We start from the raw sequence: 14,952 nt of genomic DNA, 5'->3' as shown, positions 1-14,952 counted from the left end.
TGTGGCTCTGCGCGGGGGGGCGCGGGGTGGGGCGCCCCCGCGGCCCCGGTCTACCCGGCCCGGGGGCTGGCCCCCGCGCCCCCTACGCAGCGGCACCTGATCGACGGGACGGCCGCGAACCGCCGCTACGCGGCGGACCCTCCTCGAGGTCGGGTCGTGCGGGGCGAGTCGGGTGTGAAAGTGCCGCGCTAGGAGTCTCGGTGCAGCCGCCACAGCGGTGATACGGGGCCGTGACCTGCGCCGAGATCGTAGGAGGCGGCCAGGCAGCGGTAGGTCCACTCCTTGGCGAACTCGACCGCCTCGGGCACCGGGTACCCGTTGGCGAGCGCGCTGGCGACAGCCGCGGCGAGGGTGTCGCCGCCGCCGTGATCGTTGCCGGTGGCGATACGCGGCGCGGTGAATTCGCGGAAGGTGTCGCCGTCGTAGAGCAGGTCGGTGCTCACCGCCGAGGAGCGCAGGTGCCCGCCCTTCACGATCGCCCACTGGGCGCCCAGTGCGTGCAACGCCTCGGCGGCCTTGCGGGCGGTGGCGTCGTCGAGGACTTCGATGCCGGTGATCAGCCGGACCTCGTCGAGATTCGGGGTGACCACGGTCGCCAGCGGGATGAGGGTGTTGCGCACCGCGTCGAGCGCTTCGGCGTGCAGCAGCGGGTCGCCGTGCATGGAGGCCGCGACCGGGTCGACCACCAGCGGGACGGTGCCGTCGCGGCCGATCCCCAGCTCGCGGCACACCGCGGCCACCGATTCGATGATGGCGGTGGAGGCGAGCATGCCGGTCTTGGCGGCGCTGATCCCGATATCGCGCACCACGACGCGCACCTGATCGGCGACCACATGCGCCGGAATCTCGTGAAACCCGCTGACGCCCACCGTGTTCTGCACCGTCACCGCGGCCACCGCCACGCAGGCGTGCACGCCGCACAGCGCCATCGTCCGCGAATCGGCCTGGATGCCGGCCCCGCCACCGGAGTCGGTGCCCGCGATGGTGAGCGCGCGGACGGGTGTCTGGCCATCGGGGGTCAGCGGCAACATCTTCACGCTGCAACCCTACGACCGCGCGGGCGGACCCGAGACCCCACCTGCGCGATGCAAATGAAAACCATTATCATTAACTTGTGACCACTTCACCGATGCCCGTTACCGTCCTGTCCGGATTCCTCGGCGCGGGCAAGACCACCCTGCTCAACCACATCCTCGCCAACCGCGACGGCCGCCGGGTCGCGGTCATCGTCAACGACATGAGCGAGGTGAACATCGACGCCGCCCTGATCGCGGGACAGGGACACCTCGACCGCACCGAGGAGAAACTGGTCGAGCTCACCAACGGCTGCATCTGCTGCACCCTGCGCGAGGACCTGATCGAGGCCGTCGCCGGGCTGGCTCGCGCCGGCCGTTTCGACCAGCTGGTCATCGAGTCCACCGGGATCTCCGAGCCCATGCCGGTCGCGGCCACCTTCGACTGGGAGTTCGAGGACGGCTTCCGCCTCGGCGAACTCGCCCGCCTCGACACTATGGTGACCGTTGTCGACGCCTCGACCTTCCTCGCCGAGCTGGTTCGCGGTGAGGGCCTGGCCGAGCGCGAACTCGAAGCGGGCGAGGGATATTCGCGTACCATCGCCGATCTGCTGGTCGACCAGGTGGAGTTCGCCGACGTGCTGCTGATCAACAAGACCGACCTGGTGAGCGCGAACGCCGCCGCCACGGTCGAGGCCACCGTGCGCCGGCTCAATCCGCGGGCGCGGGTGCTGCGCACCGAGCAGGGGGTCGTCGAGCTGAGCGAGGTGCTCGGCACCGGCCGGTACAACCCGGTCGTCGCCGCCGAAACCGAGGGCTGGGCCGAGGAATTGGCGGGCGGGCATACGCCGGAGGCCGAGGAGTACGGCATCAGCAGCCTCACCTACACCGCCGATCGCCCATTCCACCCCGACCGGCTCGCCGACGCGCTGACGCGGATGCGAGGGATGTTGCGCAGCAAGGGATTCTGCTGGATCGCCAGCCGTCCGGAACTGGCCGCGATCTGGTCGCAGGCCGGCCCGAACCTCACCTTCGAGCCCGGCGCGTGGTGGTCGGCGCTGGAAGTGCCCGCCGGACAGGAGATCGTCTTCATCGGCGTGCGCCTCGACGCGCCAGCTCTCCGCCGCGAACTCGACGCCGCCCTGCTCACCGCTGCCGAATACGCCGCGGGCGCCACCGCCTGGACCGGCTACCCCGACCCGTTCCCGGCCTGGGGTGAGTTGCATGAAGGTCACTGATCGCCCGCTTCGGTGCACGTATCACGCAGTGCTGGTGCATGATTCGAAAGGGCCGCGACCCACGCGCCGATGAGGGGAGCGTGGGCCGCGGCACCGGGAATCCGCCTCAGGCGAGTCCGGCGAAGAACCGGCGGATATCGCCGACCAGCACCTCGGTCGCCTCGTGCGCGGCATAGTGACCGCCCGCGTCGTTGGCGCTGCCCGCGCCTGCATCGGTGCCGTAGGAATTCCAGCTGACGATATTGCGGTGATCGCGCTCGGCGAAACGGCGGATCGACTGGAAGTCGCCGGCGAACATCGCCAGGGCGGTCGGCACCGTGGTCGGCTCGCTCGGGTGCTCGGTGGCGTGGGCGTCCTCGTAGTAGAAGCGCAGCGACGAGCCCGCGGTGCCGGTCAGCCAGTACAGCGCCACATTCGCCACCACGAACCGGGCGTCCAGCGATTCGCCGAACAGCTGCGCGTTCCAGCCGAGCAGGCCCACCGGGGAGTCGGCCAGCGCGTAGGCGATGGTCTGCGGCTGCTGGCTGTGCAGGGTGTTGAATGCCATCTTGTTCTCGTGGAACCACTGCAGATGCTGCAGCGCGGCCATATCCTCCTCGGACAGGCCGTCGAATTCGGCCGGGTCGCTGGAGGGGAACGAGAACAGCTGGGTGACGTGCACGCCGAGCACATTCTCCGGGGCGATCCGGCCGATCTCGGGGGAGACCATCGAGCCGCCGTCATTGCCGATGGCGCCGTAGCGCTGGTAACCGAGCCGTGCCATCAGCTCCGCCCAGGCGCGGGCGGTGCGGTAGCGGTTCCAGCCGGTGCTGCGGGTCGGGCCGGAGAAACCGAAGCCGGGCAGCGACGGGATGACCAGGTGGAAGGCGGGATCCTCGGCTGATTCCGGCTCGGTGAGCGGGGCGATCACGTCGAGGTATTCCAGGACCGAGCCCGGCCAGCCGTGGGTCAGGATCACCGGCGTCGCGTCGGGTCGCGAGGAGCGGATGTGCAGGAAGTGGATGTCCTCGCCGTCGATCTCGGTGGTGAACTGCGGGTAGGCATTGAGTTCGGATTCCAGTGCGCGCCAATCGAACTCTGTCAGCCAGTACTCGGCGAGGCTGCGCACGCGACCGGCCGGGACACCGTAGGCATCGCCGACGCCGGGCAGCTCGTCCGGGTAGAGGGCGCCGCGCAGGCGGGCGGCGAGGTCGTCGAGCTGGGCCTGGGGGACATCGATGCGGAAGGGGGTGATGGTGGCCGTGGTGGTCATGTCGACTCCTCCTATTGAAACGGAATGTTTCGTTCTGTTCCAACCGTAACAGAACGGAGTATTCCGTTTCAAGTGGTAGGCTGATATTCATGCCGAAGCCGACCGAAACTGCAGCTCAGCCCCGTCTCCCCGGCCGCAAGGCGCAGGCCGCGCGCAACGACGGGCTGATCCTCGACGCCGCCCGCGCTGTCTTCCTCGACGATCCCTCCGCGCCGATCGCGGCCGTCGCCGACCGGGCCGGGGTCGGGATCAGCGCCCTCTACCGCCGCTATCCGAGCAAGGAGGTGCTGCTGCGCACGCTGTGCCAGGACGGGCTACGCCGATTCAACGCCGAAGCCGATGCGGCACTGGAGGATCCGGACGGCTGGCACGGACTAGTCGGGTTCCTGGAGCGGGTGGTCGAGGCCGATGTGCACTCGCTGACGGTGAAGCTGGCAGGCACCTTCACCCCCGACGACGCGCTGCTGCCCGATGTCGTGCACTCGGGGGAGGTCGTCGACGAGTTGGTCCGGCGGGCACACGCCACCGGAAAGCTGCGACCGGATTTCGGCACGCTGGATCTCGGACTGGTCCTGGAAGCGTGCGCGACCGTCACCATGCCCGACCCGGCCCGTGCCGCACAGCTGCGCCGGCGCGTGCTGGCGCTGCTGATCGACGGCATGACCACCACCGCACCGGACGGGGAACTCCCTGGTCCGCCGCCCGCCGCAGGTGAGTTCGCCTGGCGCTGGCAGCCCCGCGCCTGACCCGGTGGCAGACTTGCCGTCACCGTCGGACACTCGCAGGAGGCATGTCGTGAACTGGACCTTGGAAGTGGTGATCGTCCCGGTATCCGATATCGATCGGGCCAAGGATTTCTACGCGCGGCAACTCGGTTTCGTCGTCGACCACGACACCGTCATCTCCGACGATGTCCGCATCGTCCAGCTCACCCCGCCGGGCTCGGGCTGCTCGATCGTCATCGGCACGGGCGCGGTGCCGCACATGGAACCCGGTTCGCTGCGGGGACTGCAACTGGTGGTGCCCGATATCGAGCAGGCGCACGCCGAACTGGTGGCGCGCGGCGTCGAGGTCAGCGACGTGCAGTCGCTCGGGCAGAACCCGTCGCCCACCCCCGCATCCGCTCGACAATGTCGGCTTCGTCTTCTTCGCCGACCCCGACGGCAACAGCTGGGCGGTGCAGCAGATCTCGAGCCGGGCGGAGAAATCCTCGAGCTGATCGCAACCCTGTCGGCGGGCAGCGCCGGGCGGGCACCATGCTCGCATGCTCTTGGAGAGGCCCACCGAAACCGGCACGCGACGGGTTCCGCTGTATCGCCGCCCCGGGTTCCTGCGCGCGCTCTCGCCGCTCGCGCTGCTGCCGATCTGGCAGCTCGGCAGCAGCAGCGGCTGGATTCCGGCAAAGAAGCTGCCAGCGCCGTCGACGGTCATCGACGCCGGCCTCGAGATCTATCGCTCGGGCCAGCTCGGTGAGGCGCTGCTGGTCTCCGGTGGCCGCGCGCTCTACGGTTTCGTGCTCGGCGCGCTGCTCGCGCTGGTGCTCGGGGTGCTGGCCGGGCTGAGCAGGATCGGCGAGTACGTCCTCGACCCGCCGCTGCAGATGATCCGCACCATCCCGCTGTTCGGCCTGATCCCGCTGTTCATCATCTGGTTCGGCATCGGCGAGGAACCGAAGGTCTACCTGATCGCGCTCGGCGTGTTCTTCCCGCTGTACCTCAATATCTACTCCGGCATCCGCCAGCTCGACCCCAAGCTGCTCGAACTCGGCAGCGCCCTCCAACTCGGCCTCACCGAGCGGCTGCGCCTGCTCATCCTGCCCGGCGCGCTGCCACAGATCCTGGTCGGCGTCCGGCAAAGCCTCGGCATCGCCTGGCTCTCGCTGGTGGTCGCCGAACAGATCAATGCCAGCGCCGGACTCGGCTTCGTGGTCAACAACGCCCGCGAGTTCCTGCGCACCGACATCGTCGTATTCGGCCTGATCATCTACAGCCTGCTCGGCCTGCTCACCGACTCCGCCGTGCGGGTGCTCGAACACCGCGCCCTGCGCTGGCGCCCGGCGGTGCACCGCTGATGCCTGCCACACATCGTCGTCCGATCGCGGGGTGCGCGCCATGACCGCTACCACCACCTCGACTATTCCTGTGCCCCAGTCGGTTCCGGTGGTCAGCTCGTTCGCTGCACGCCGTCGCCAAATCGCGAGGTTCACATCATGACCGCTGTCGCCATCTCGGCTATCCCGGTGGCCCTGCCGGTTCCGGTGGTCGGCCGGTTCGCCGTACACCGCCGTCAGTTCGCGAGGTTCACATCATGACTGCTGTTGCCACCGCCACTGTCACGCTCGACGCCGGGCGGTCCACCCGTGCGACTGCCGCGCGAATCACTGCGCTGGGAAAGCGATTCGGTGAGCGCACGGTGCTCGACGGTACCGATCTCGAGATCGGCGCGGGTGAGATCGTTGCGCTGGTCGGGCGCAGTGGGTCGGGGAAGTCGACCCTGTTGCGCATTCTCGGTGGGCTCGATACCGCGAGTCGCGGTGAGGTTTCCGTCGAGGGCAGGCCGACCATCGTCTTCCAGGAGGCGCGGCTGATCCCGTGGCAGCCGGTGGTGCGCAATGTCGCTCTCGGCAGGCCCAAGCCGCGCAATCGCCGCGCCGACGAGCAGGCCGCGCGTGACCTGCTCGCCGAGGTCGGCCTCGCCGGTCGCGCCGACGCCTGGCCGCTGACGCTGTCCGGTGGTGAGGCGCAGCGCGCGGCACTGGCCAGGGCCCTGGTGGCCGAGCCGACCCTGCTGCTGCTCGACGAACCCTTCGGCGCACTCGACGCGCTGACCCGCCGGACCATGCACGAACTGCTGCTCGGCCTGCACGAACAGCGCGCGTTCGGCGTCCTGCTGGTGACCCACGACGTGCTCGAGGCGATCACGCTGGCCGATCGTGTGCTGGTGCTGGACGAGGGCCGCATCGCCGCCGAGGTGACCGTCGACCTGCCGCGTCCGCGCGCGGCGGGCGCGCCGGCGGTCGCCGAGTACGCCGAGCGACTGCTCACGCTGCTCGGCGTCACCCACTGATCATTCCCCCGGCGCACCCGCGCCGCCCAACGCACGAAAGTAGTTCCCGTGAAACGCATTCCGAAGTCCCGCCTGGCCGGGCTCGCCCTCGCTGTCGTCGCCGCGCTCTCGCTCAGCGCCTGCGGCGACGACGCGGCCACCGAGGCCGCGCCGTCGGGCCCGGTCGACCTCAGCACCGTCACGCTGAAAGTCGGTGACCAGAAAGCAATTTCGATCGAGGTGCTGCTGAAAGCGTCGGGTCAGCTGGAGAACCTGCCGTACAAGATCGAGTTCTCCACCTTCACCGCGGGTCTGCCGCTGGTCGAGGCGGCCAGCGCGGGCGGTATCGATATCGCCCAAACCGGCAACACCCCGGTCATTTTCGGCGCTGCCGCCGACGCCGATGTGAAGATCGTCGGTGCGCTCGCCGCCACCGGCAAGGGTGACGCCATTCTCGTCGGCAAGGGCTCGACGATCACCTCGGTCGCCGGGCTGAAGGGCAAGAAGGTCGCCGTCTACAAGGGCAGCTCCGCCAACGCGAATCTGCTGTTGCAGCTGAAGAAGGCCGGTCTGTCGCTGGGCGATGTCGAGCCGGTCTACCTCTCGCCCGCCGACGGCTACACCGCGCTGACCCGCGGCGATGTCGAGGCCTGGGCCACCTGGGACCCCTACACCGCCATCGCGGAGCAGGAGATCGGCGCCAAGCCGATCGCCACCGCCGACCAGGCGGCCAACGGCTACAACTTCTGGGTCGCGGGCAACAAGACCGTCGCCGACGCGGGCAAGTCCGCCGCCATCGCCGACTTCTTCCAGCGCTACGCCGCCGCGACCAAGTGGTCCTCGGACAATCTCGACACCTGGTCAACCAAATACGCCGAGCTGACCCAGATCAGCGTGGACGCCTCACGCACCACCTGGACCCGCTCGATCAAGGAACCCATCCAGCTCACCGATGACGTGGTGGCCTCCGAGCAGGAGATCGCCGACGCCTTCACCGAGGCCAAGGCCCTGCCGGGCAAGGTCGACTTCGAATCCTTCGTCGACACCCGCTTCGACAAGTCCTAGTCGGTCCCGCGTCGCGGCGCCTCCGAAGTGTCATCGGTTGCGCCGCTACGCCTTTCCGAACGCCAGCGCCACGTTGTGGCCACCGAAGCCGAACGAATTGCTGACGGCGTAGTCGAGACGCTGCGGTCGAGCAGCGCTGGCCACGATATCGAGGTCGATCTCCGGATCGGGATTGTCGAAATTCAGTGTGGGCGGGACGATCTGATCGCGCAGGCTCGAGATGGTGATCAGCGCTTCCAGTGCGCCCACCGCGCCGATCGAATGGCCGAGTGCCGATTTCGGCGCGTAGACCGAGGCGTGCGGGGTGACGGCGGTGATCGCGGCGGCCTCGGAAGCATCGCCGACCGAGGTCGAGGTGGCGTGCGCGTTCACGTGTCCGATATCCGAATTCTTGAGTCCCGCAGTCTGTATCGCCTTGCGCATCGCTCGCGCCGCACCAGCGCCCGCCGGATCCGAGGCAACGATGTGGAAGGCGTCGGAGGTGATGCCCGCGCCCAATACGCGGGCATGCACCCGGGCGCCGCGAGCCCTGGCGTGGCGCTCGGATTCGAGCACCAGCAGCGCCCCCGCCTCACCGAAGACGAACCCGTCGCGATCCCGCTCGAACGGGCGCGACGCACGTTCGGGCTCGTCGTTGCGAGTGCTCATGGCCCGCATCATGGCGAATCCCGCGATCGGCACCGGGTCGATATGACCCTCAACACCGCCGGTGACCACCACGTCCGCCTCGCCGGTGCGGATCAGCCGCCAGGCGTGCGCGATGGCTTCCGACCCCGACGAGCACGCCGACACCGGCGCGAAAACCCCACCCTGCGCACCGATTTCGAGCCCTACCGTGGCGGCCGCGCCGTTCGGCATCACCATCGGCACGGCCAGTGGTGACACCTTGCGGTACCCGCCCGCGCGCATCGCGTCGACCGCGTCGATCAGCGCGTCCCCGCCGCCGAGCCCGGTGCCGATCGCGACCGCCAGCCGCTCCGGGTCGACCTCGGGCGCACCCGCGGCCTGCCAGACCTGGCGGCCGAGCACGAGGGCCATGCGCTCGACGTAGGAGTGGCGGCGCTGTTCGATGCGCGTCAGTTCGGTGTCCGGCGAGGTGACCAGCGGGCCGCCGATGCGCACCGGCAGATCGTGCTCGGCGAGGAATTCCGGTGCGAGGGAGCGGATTCCGCTCTCCCCACGGAGCAGCCGTGACCATGTCTCGTCCATGGTGGCGGCCAGGGCGGTGGTGGCCGCGTAGCCCGTCACCACGACGGCATCGCCAGTTTCTGAAGCGATCGGTACAGTCATGGTGTCATGGATACCTGTAGCACTCGTTACAGTCAACCCATGGCTCGCCCCCTCGACCACCGCAAACGCGCCGAACTGCTGGCCGGTGTCGTCACCTATATCGCCACCCACGGCTTGGCCGAACTGTCGCTGCGCCCGCTGGCCGCCGCCCTGGGCACCAGCTCCCGCATGCTGATCTACTACTTCGGCACCAAGGAAGAACTGCTGGTCCAGGCCCTGACAACGCAGCGACCCGACGTAGCGGCCGTCTTCGCCGACGTCACCGAACCCGAGCACCTGCGCGCCCGCCTCATCGGCTTCTTCGACCTCAACAACACTGGCGGCGCACAAGCCGAGAGTGTGCGGGTGCTGCTACAGGTACTCGGTGCCGCCTGCGCCCCGAACTCGCCGTATCAGGACTACGCCGAGGCCGCCATCGGCACCTTCGTCACCGCCTTCGCCGCCGCCCTGCGCCGCACCGGCCTGGCCGAAGACCCGGAGGTCGTCGCGACCCTGCTCATCTCCGGCATGCGCGGCATCCTCCAAGACCACCTGATCACCCACGACGACGACCGCACCCACCGCGCGGCCCGCACCCTGGTCGCCCTGGCCCTACCCTGACCCGCCCACCTCGCCCGCCGGTGCACCTCGACCGGCCGGCAATCAATCGACGTGAGGTGAACCGCCGACCGGTCCGCCTCGCCGTGAGGTGAACCGCCGCCCACCGATCCAGCACCCAGCCGCAACGTGCGTTGAATGTGTTCCGCGGTCGTCTTCGAGGTCCTGCCGACCCCAACTGGATCGGCACCGGCGCTTCCGCCAGCTATGCCGACCTGGTTCGACCCACCGTGGCCTGGGACCGGCGTAATCGTGCAATCGGCCCGTCCGCAGTCGAAATACTGACTGCGGAGCACCGTTTTGCACGTTTACGCCAGTTCTCCACACCCTGGAGTTATCCACAGGCGGGCAATCGGCAGCCGAATCGCCGCATGGCAGCGCGCAGAATTCCCGCATGGACAGAGTTGTCACGCGCGCGCAGCTGGTAGCGGAGGGTGTCGTGTCGAGCACGATCGGCGATCGGTGTCGGCAGGGTCGGTATGTCCGGCTGCTGCCGGGTGTCTACTGCGAGGGCACGCCGACGGCGTTGGCGCGCTGCGCGGCGATCGTCGAATGGCTACCCGAGGCGCATCTGAGTCACCGGACCTCGGCGTGGCTGCACGCGATGCTGCCGGAGCCGGACGTGTTCGAGGCGACCGTTCCTACCTCGCGCTACCGTAAGCCGCCGCCTTGGCTGCGCCTCTATCGTCGTGACCTGCCCGCTGACGTTTTCGACGACCTCGCCGAACTGCCGATCACCACCGCCGCGCAAACGTTGCTCGACTGCCTGACCGTGCTGCCGTCCCGCGAGGCCGACCGGTTGATCGACGAACAGCTGTTCCGCACGGTCGACCCGGACACATTGTCGAGCCTGTGCGCGACAGGCAGACCGGGCGTTCCCCTTCTGCGCAGACAGTTGCGGCAGGCGGCGCGGCGTTCGCTGTCGGAGCCGGAGCGGTTGTTCGCGCGGGCGCTGGCTCGCCGCAACCTGTCGTTGGCACCGAACGAACCGATCGGCCCGTTCGTCTGCGACTTCGTCGACATCCGGAGCCGGACCGTCATCGAGATCGATGGATGGGAGTTCCACAGTGACCGGGTGACTTTCCGCCGTGATCGCCGCCGCCAGAACTGGCTGATGATCCACGGCTGGTTCGTGCTCCGGTACTCGGCACACGATGTCCTGCATCATCTGGATGCGTGCGTCGACGAGGTCGAGCGCGTAGTCCGGCGCCGCCGCGTCCACCGCCGACTGGCGTAGACGTGCAATTCGACGCCACCTAGTCGGAAAACTGACTGGGTGATGGCGGATTGCACGAATACGCCGGATCGCCATTGACGCAACCGGTTGGTTGCCATAAGCTGGATAGCAACTAATCGGTTGCAATAAAGGAGAGTGTCATGGGATTCCCTGATCAGATCGTGCGGACCGTCGAACTCGCTCACCCGCCCGCGAAGGTGTGGGCGGCGATCACCACCGCCGAGGGGCTGGCGGGGTGGTTCGGTAATACCGCGACCATCGACCTGCGGCCCGGGGGCGCGGCACGGATGACGTGGGTCGAGGGGCATATCGCGAATATGTGGGTGGAGCGGGTCGAGGAGCCGAGTGTCTTCGGCTATACCTGGCAGGTCTACGGGCTGCCCGAGGACGACCCGCGACGCACCTACGTCGAGTTCACCTTGGAACCGGTGGCGTCCGGCACCCGGCTGACCGTGGTCGAGACCGGGTTCGCGCAGCTGCCTGACGACGTGTACAAAACGGCGTTCGACGGCAATACCGGTGGCTGGAAGAGCGAGCTGGGTGAGCTGGTCGAGTACCTCGATGCGGCCTGAACTGGAAGCCACCGCCGAGCGGGTCTTCGTCGCCCTGGCCGATCCGAGCAGGCGGTCGGTCCTGGCCGCGCTCGCCGCCCACGGCCCGGCGACCGCGACCGACCTGGCCGATCGCCTGCCGATCACCCGGCAGGCGATCGCCAAACACCTTGCGTTGCTGGCGGATGCCGGGCTGGTGATCGCGGAACCGGGGGAGCGGCGACGGGTGCGCTATCGCCTCGACTCCGCGCCGATGCAAGTGGCACAGCAGTTCCTGGCCGCACTGGCCCGGGACTGGGACGGCTCCCTCGACGCGCTCCGCCGGCATCTGGACGGCTGAGTCCACCGTCGATGCCGCGCGTTGATCACCCGCGGGGCGCGACCAGCAGTGTCTGGGTGCTGCGCCCGATCGGCCCGGTCTCGTCGAACAATGCTGATTCGGCGAGACCGATGCCGTGTGGCTGCGGATGGGTCACCGCGTCCAGACAGACCCATTCGCCGACCGGCTGACGGTGCAGGGTGACGGTGAGATCGGTATTGATGAACAGGTATTTCGACCAGTCGAGCACCGAACTGACGCCGTTGCCCGAATCGGCCGCGGCCAGTGTGCGTTCCAGCGGACTCGGGGCGGTGCCCGCCACGATCGGGTACTTCAACCGGATCCAGCAGACCGCCGGACCGGGTGCCGCGAATGACCCTGCGGCGAACCGGTATTCGATGCCGGTGTGGAACCCGACCGCCTGATCCGACGGGAACCGCTCCGGCTCCGCGGCCGCGGGCAGCGGACGGGTACCGGTCGGCAGGAATTCCTGGGGCAGATCCAGCGGCGGGTCGGCGAGCTTGAGCCGCCATGCGTTGGCCTGCATGACCGGCCCGCGCGCCGAAGACAACGTCGCCTCGATCAACTCCACACTGCGCCCCGACCGCACCACCTTCGCCTGCGCGGTCAACGGCTCCAGCGGCACCGGCCCGAGGATCTCCACCGCGACCCGCCCCACCTGGAACCCCGGCCGCGGCTCGCACCGCTCGATCACATGCCCGAGCAGCGCCGACGGCGGCCCGGCGTGCTGCGCGTCCGGTGACCACGGACCTCGGGTGAGCTCGGTCGAGATGTACCGGTCCGGATCGGTGGGATCGGGAAGATAGAAGGCTTCGGCCACCCGGCCGACGTTACCCCGTGCGTTCACCCGGGTCAGCCCACGGTGCGCGTTCCTCGGCCTCGGCGGTGCGGGCGGCCGGACTGCCGCAGCCGGGCCGGCACACCTGGCGCCGGTGATCAGCTCGCCGGCAGCCCATGGTGCGCATTCCCTGGCCTCGGCGGTTCAGGCGGGCCGGACTGCCACAGCCGGGTCCGCGCAGCTGGTGCCGGTGATCAGCTCGCCGGCTCGGCTGCACATCGAAGCCGAGGGCACGACTACTGACCGCCGCCCGAGGAACCGCTCGTGATCTGCGTGAGCAGGTCGAGGAGGGGCCGGATGGGGCAGGGGTTGATATCGGTGGAGGTGCAACCGATCGAGGACGATCCGGAGTCGGCGACCGGGACGGGGGCTGCTGCATGGGCCGTGCCGAACGGAACGGCGATGGACAGGGCGGCGGCCGCGAGGGCTCCGGCGACAGTACGCTTCATCAATTCACTCCACTGATCGATTCGCCGGAGGCCCGGCTGCCGCCAACCCTACCGAGTGGAAGCAGCGACGAAAGCCCCGAAAATCCTGGGGTGCGATGCCTGTCCTCGGCGTCGGCCAAGCCGCAGACCTGGAAAGCCGTCCGGGACGGTCCTCGGGCGGACCGTCCCGGGGCGGCTCAGACGACCGGCAGGTAGACCTTGTTGCCCTGGTCGGCAAACTCGGCGGACTTCTCGGCCATGCCGGCTTCGATGGCCGCCACGTCGGTGAGGCCCTGCTTTTCGGCGTATTCGCGCACGTCGGCGGAGATGCGCATGGAGCAGAACTTCGGGCCGCACATGGAACAGAAGTGAGCGGTTTTGGCGGGTTCGGCGGGCAGGGTTTCGTCGTGGTATTCGCGGGCGGTGTCCGGGTCGAGCGAGAGCGCGAACTGGTCGTGCCAGCGGAATTCGAAACGGGCCTTGGACAATTCGTTGTCGCGGTCCTGGGCGTGCGGGTGGCCCTTCGCGAGGTCGGCGGCGTGGGCGGCGATCTTGTAGGTGATCACGCCGACCTTGACGTCGTCGCGGTTGGGCAGGCCGAGGTGTTCCTTGGGGGTGACGTAGCAGAGCATCGCGGTGCCCGCCTGGGCGATGATCGCGGCGCCGATGGCCGAGGTGATGTGGTCGTAGGCGGGGGCGATATCGGTGGCGAGTGGGCCGAGGGTGTAGAAGGGCGCCTCTTCGCAGAGCTCTTCTTCCAGACGGACGTTCTCGACGATCTTGTGCATCGGCACGTGGCCGGGCCCTTCGATCATCACTTGCACGCCATAGGATTTCGCGATCTTGGTGAGCTCGCCGAGGGTGCGCAGTTCGGCGAACTGGGCCTCGTCGTTGGCGTCGGCGATCGAGCCGGGACGCAGACCGTCGCCGAGGGAGAAGGTGACGTCGTAGCGCGCCAGGATTTCGCACAGTTCACGGAAGTGCGTGTACAGGAACGATTCCTGGTGATGGGCCAGGCACCACGCGGCCATGATCGAACCACCGCGCGAGACGATGCCGGTGACGCGCTTGGCCGTGAGCGGGATGTAGCGCAGCAGCACGCCCGCGTGCACGGTCATGTAGTCCACACCCTGCTCGCACTGCTCGATCACGGTGTCGCGGTACATCTCCCAGGTGAGCTTGGTGGGATCACCGTTCACCTTTTCCAGCGCCTGGTAGATCGGCACGGTGCCGATCGGGACGGGGGAGTTGCGCAGGATCCACTCGCGGGTCTCGTGGATGTTCTTGCCGGTCGACAGGTCCATGATGGTGTCGGCGCCCCAGCGTGAGGCCCACACCATCTTCTCGACCTCTTCGGCGATCGACGACGACACCGCCGAGTTGCCGATATTGGCGTTGATCTTCACCAGGAACTTCTTGCCGATGATGGTCGGCTCCAGCTCCGGGTGCTTGTGGTTGGCCGGGATCACCGCGCGACCTGCGGCGACCTCGTCGCGGACCAGCTCAGGGGAGACGCCCTCGCGCGCGGCGATGAAGCGCATCTCCGGGGTGATGATGCCCTGGCGAGCCCAAGCCAGCTGGGTCGGCGGGCCGTCGACGGTGGGGGAGTCCCAGTCGTCGCGCAGTTTCGGCAGACCGGCCTCGAGGTCGATCACCGCGTTGTCGTCGGTGTACGGGCCGGAGGTGTCGAAGACATCGAACGTGTCGCCATTGGTGAGGTTGATCCGGCGCACCGGAATGCGCAGGCCGTCGACCTCCTTGTAGTGCTTGACGCTGCCCTGGATAGGACCGGTGGTGACGGTGTCGACCGGAGCGGTGCTCCCGTTCGAAGACGTGGCTGTGCCCATGATTCTTCCTCCCTACGCCGGCATTACCCGGTCAGGTTCATACGGTCGACAGCCCTGACGCCCGAATGGGCTAGCCGTCCTCTCAGCCCGCTGGTGCGAGCCCCCGTGTTTGTGGAGCGCTGGCGCGCTCGAGTTCGCGGCCCCTGGTGTCCCGCCGATGGGAGGCCGTTGCTTGCTCCTTCGTCGCCTACGCAACGACCTCCCATCGGCC

General features: G+C 68.5%; 15 protein-coding genes, 1 pseudogene and 1 riboswitch. Of the genes and pseudogenes, 10 read left to right on the top strand and 6 right to left on the bottom strand.

Annotation, left to right across the window (positions count from 1 at the left end; translation table 11 throughout):
- Positions 1-188 precede the first annotated feature (188 nt).
- Positions 189-1,037 carry a bifunctional hydroxymethylpyrimidine kinase/phosphomethylpyrimidine kinase gene (thiD, locus tag ACFXK0_RS19325; RefSeq protein ID WP_379411857.1) on the bottom strand — a complete coding sequence of 283 codons (849 nt, stop codon included), beginning with the start codon at positions 1,035-1,037 and terminating at the stop codon, positions 189-191.
- 92 nt (positions 1,038-1,129) lie between these two features.
- Between thiD and ACFXK0_RS19320 the strand changes: the two genes are divergently transcribed.
- Entirely contained in the window at positions 1,130-2,251 is a 1,122-nt protein-coding gene (locus ACFXK0_RS19320) for a GTP-binding protein (protein ID WP_379412015.1), read from the top strand.
- A 106-nt stretch (positions 2,252-2,357) separates the two neighbouring features.
- Here the strand turns inward: ACFXK0_RS19320 and ACFXK0_RS19315 are convergent, their stop codons facing one another.
- Positions 2,358-3,503, bottom strand: a complete 1,146-nt coding sequence (locus tag ACFXK0_RS19315; RefSeq protein WP_379411855.1) for an epoxide hydrolase family protein — start codon at positions 3,501-3,503, stop codon at positions 2,358-2,360.
- Positions 3,504-3,592: 89 nt separating this feature from the next.
- Here ACFXK0_RS19315 and ACFXK0_RS19310 point away from each other — a divergent pair, with 89 nt between their 5' ends.
- The 5 genes and pseudogenes from ACFXK0_RS19310 (at position 3,593) to ACFXK0_RS19290 (ending at position 7,613) form a co-directional block, all read left to right on the top strand.
- Complete coding sequence (locus tag ACFXK0_RS19310; protein ID WP_379411854.1) at positions 3,593-4,249, top strand: TetR/AcrR family transcriptional regulator; 657 nt, start codon at positions 3,593-3,595, stop codon at positions 4,247-4,249.
- 49 nt (positions 4,250-4,298) lie between these two features.
- Positions 4,299-4,722, top strand: a pseudogene (locus ACFXK0_RS19305) (VOC family protein).
- Between the two features lie 45 nt (positions 4,723-4,767).
- Positions 4,768-5,574 carry an ABC transporter permease gene (locus ACFXK0_RS19300; RefSeq protein WP_379411852.1) on the top strand — a complete coding sequence of 269 codons (807 nt, stop codon included), beginning with the start codon at positions 4,768-4,770 and terminating at the stop codon, positions 5,572-5,574.
- A gap of 236 nt (positions 5,575-5,810) precedes the next feature.
- Entirely contained in the window at positions 5,811-6,569 is a 759-nt protein-coding gene (locus tag ACFXK0_RS19295; protein WP_379411851.1) for an ABC transporter ATP-binding protein, read from the top strand.
- A 57-nt stretch (positions 6,570-6,626) separates the two neighbouring features.
- Positions 6,627-7,613 (top strand): ABC transporter substrate-binding protein, encoded by a 987-nt coding sequence (locus tag ACFXK0_RS19290; RefSeq protein ID WP_379412014.1) that lies wholly within the window; start codon positions 6,627-6,629, stop codon positions 7,611-7,613.
- 45 nt (positions 7,614-7,658) lie between these two features.
- On the opposite strand, the gene ACFXK0_RS19285 is transcribed toward ACFXK0_RS19290, so the two are convergent.
- Complete coding sequence (locus ACFXK0_RS19285) at positions 7,659-8,903, bottom strand: KasA/KasB family beta-ketoacyl-ACP synthase (protein WP_379411850.1); 1,245 nt, start codon at positions 8,901-8,903, stop codon at positions 7,659-7,661.
- Positions 8,904-8,942: 39 nt separating this feature from the next.
- On the opposite strand from ACFXK0_RS19285, the gene ACFXK0_RS19280 reads away from it, so the two are divergent.
- From ACFXK0_RS19280 to ACFXK0_RS19265, 4 genes are all read left to right on the top strand, one after another.
- Positions 8,943-9,503: a TetR/AcrR family transcriptional regulator gene (locus ACFXK0_RS19280; RefSeq protein WP_379411849.1), complete on the top strand. Its 561-nt coding sequence runs from the start codon at positions 8,943-8,945 to the stop codon at positions 9,501-9,503.
- Positions 9,504-9,894: 391 nt separating this feature from the next.
- Complete coding sequence (locus ACFXK0_RS19275) at positions 9,895-10,737, top strand: DUF559 domain-containing protein (protein ID WP_379411847.1); 843 nt, start codon at positions 9,895-9,897, stop codon at positions 10,735-10,737.
- Between the two features lie 140 nt (positions 10,738-10,877).
- Positions 10,878-11,309, top strand: coding sequence for an SRPBCC domain-containing protein (locus ACFXK0_RS19270; RefSeq protein ID WP_379411846.1), 432 nt, complete (start codon positions 10,878-10,880; stop codon positions 11,307-11,309).
- Positions 11,299-11,628: an ArsR/SmtB family transcription factor gene (locus tag ACFXK0_RS19265; RefSeq protein ID WP_379411844.1), complete on the top strand. Its 330-nt coding sequence runs from the start codon at positions 11,299-11,301 to the stop codon at positions 11,626-11,628. Before ACFXK0_RS19270 ends, ACFXK0_RS19265 begins: the two co-directional genes overlap by 11 nt.
- A 25-nt stretch (positions 11,629-11,653) precedes the next feature.
- Here ACFXK0_RS19265 and ACFXK0_RS19260 read toward each other — a convergent pair whose 3' ends face one another.
- From ACFXK0_RS19260 to thiC, 3 genes are all read right to left on the bottom strand, one after another.
- On the bottom strand, positions 11,654-12,475 hold the full coding sequence (locus ACFXK0_RS19260; RefSeq protein ID WP_379411843.1) for a thioesterase family protein: 822 nt from the start codon (positions 12,473-12,475) through the stop codon (positions 11,654-11,656).
- Between the two features lie 227 nt (positions 12,476-12,702).
- On the bottom strand, positions 12,703-12,915 hold the full coding sequence (locus tag ACFXK0_RS19255; RefSeq protein WP_379411841.1) for a hypothetical protein: 213 nt from the start codon (positions 12,913-12,915) through the stop codon (positions 12,703-12,705).
- A gap of 176 nt (positions 12,916-13,091) precedes the next feature.
- Complete coding sequence (gene thiC / locus ACFXK0_RS19250; protein ID WP_379411840.1) at positions 13,092-14,741, bottom strand: phosphomethylpyrimidine synthase ThiC; 1,650 nt, start codon at positions 14,739-14,741, stop codon at positions 13,092-13,094.
- A riboswitch (TPP riboswitch) is annotated at positions 14,734-14,858 on the bottom strand. (Overlaps the previous gene by 8 nt.)
- Positions 14,859-14,952 lie beyond the last annotated feature (94 nt).

It is taken from the genome of Nocardia sp. NPDC059177 (genome assembly GCF_042755165.1).
GTDB lineage: Bacteria > Actinomycetota > Actinomycetes > Mycobacteriales > Mycobacteriaceae > Nocardia.
Note: the sequence above shows the minus strand (reverse complement) of the source record. Positions and strands in the feature narration are given on the sequence as shown.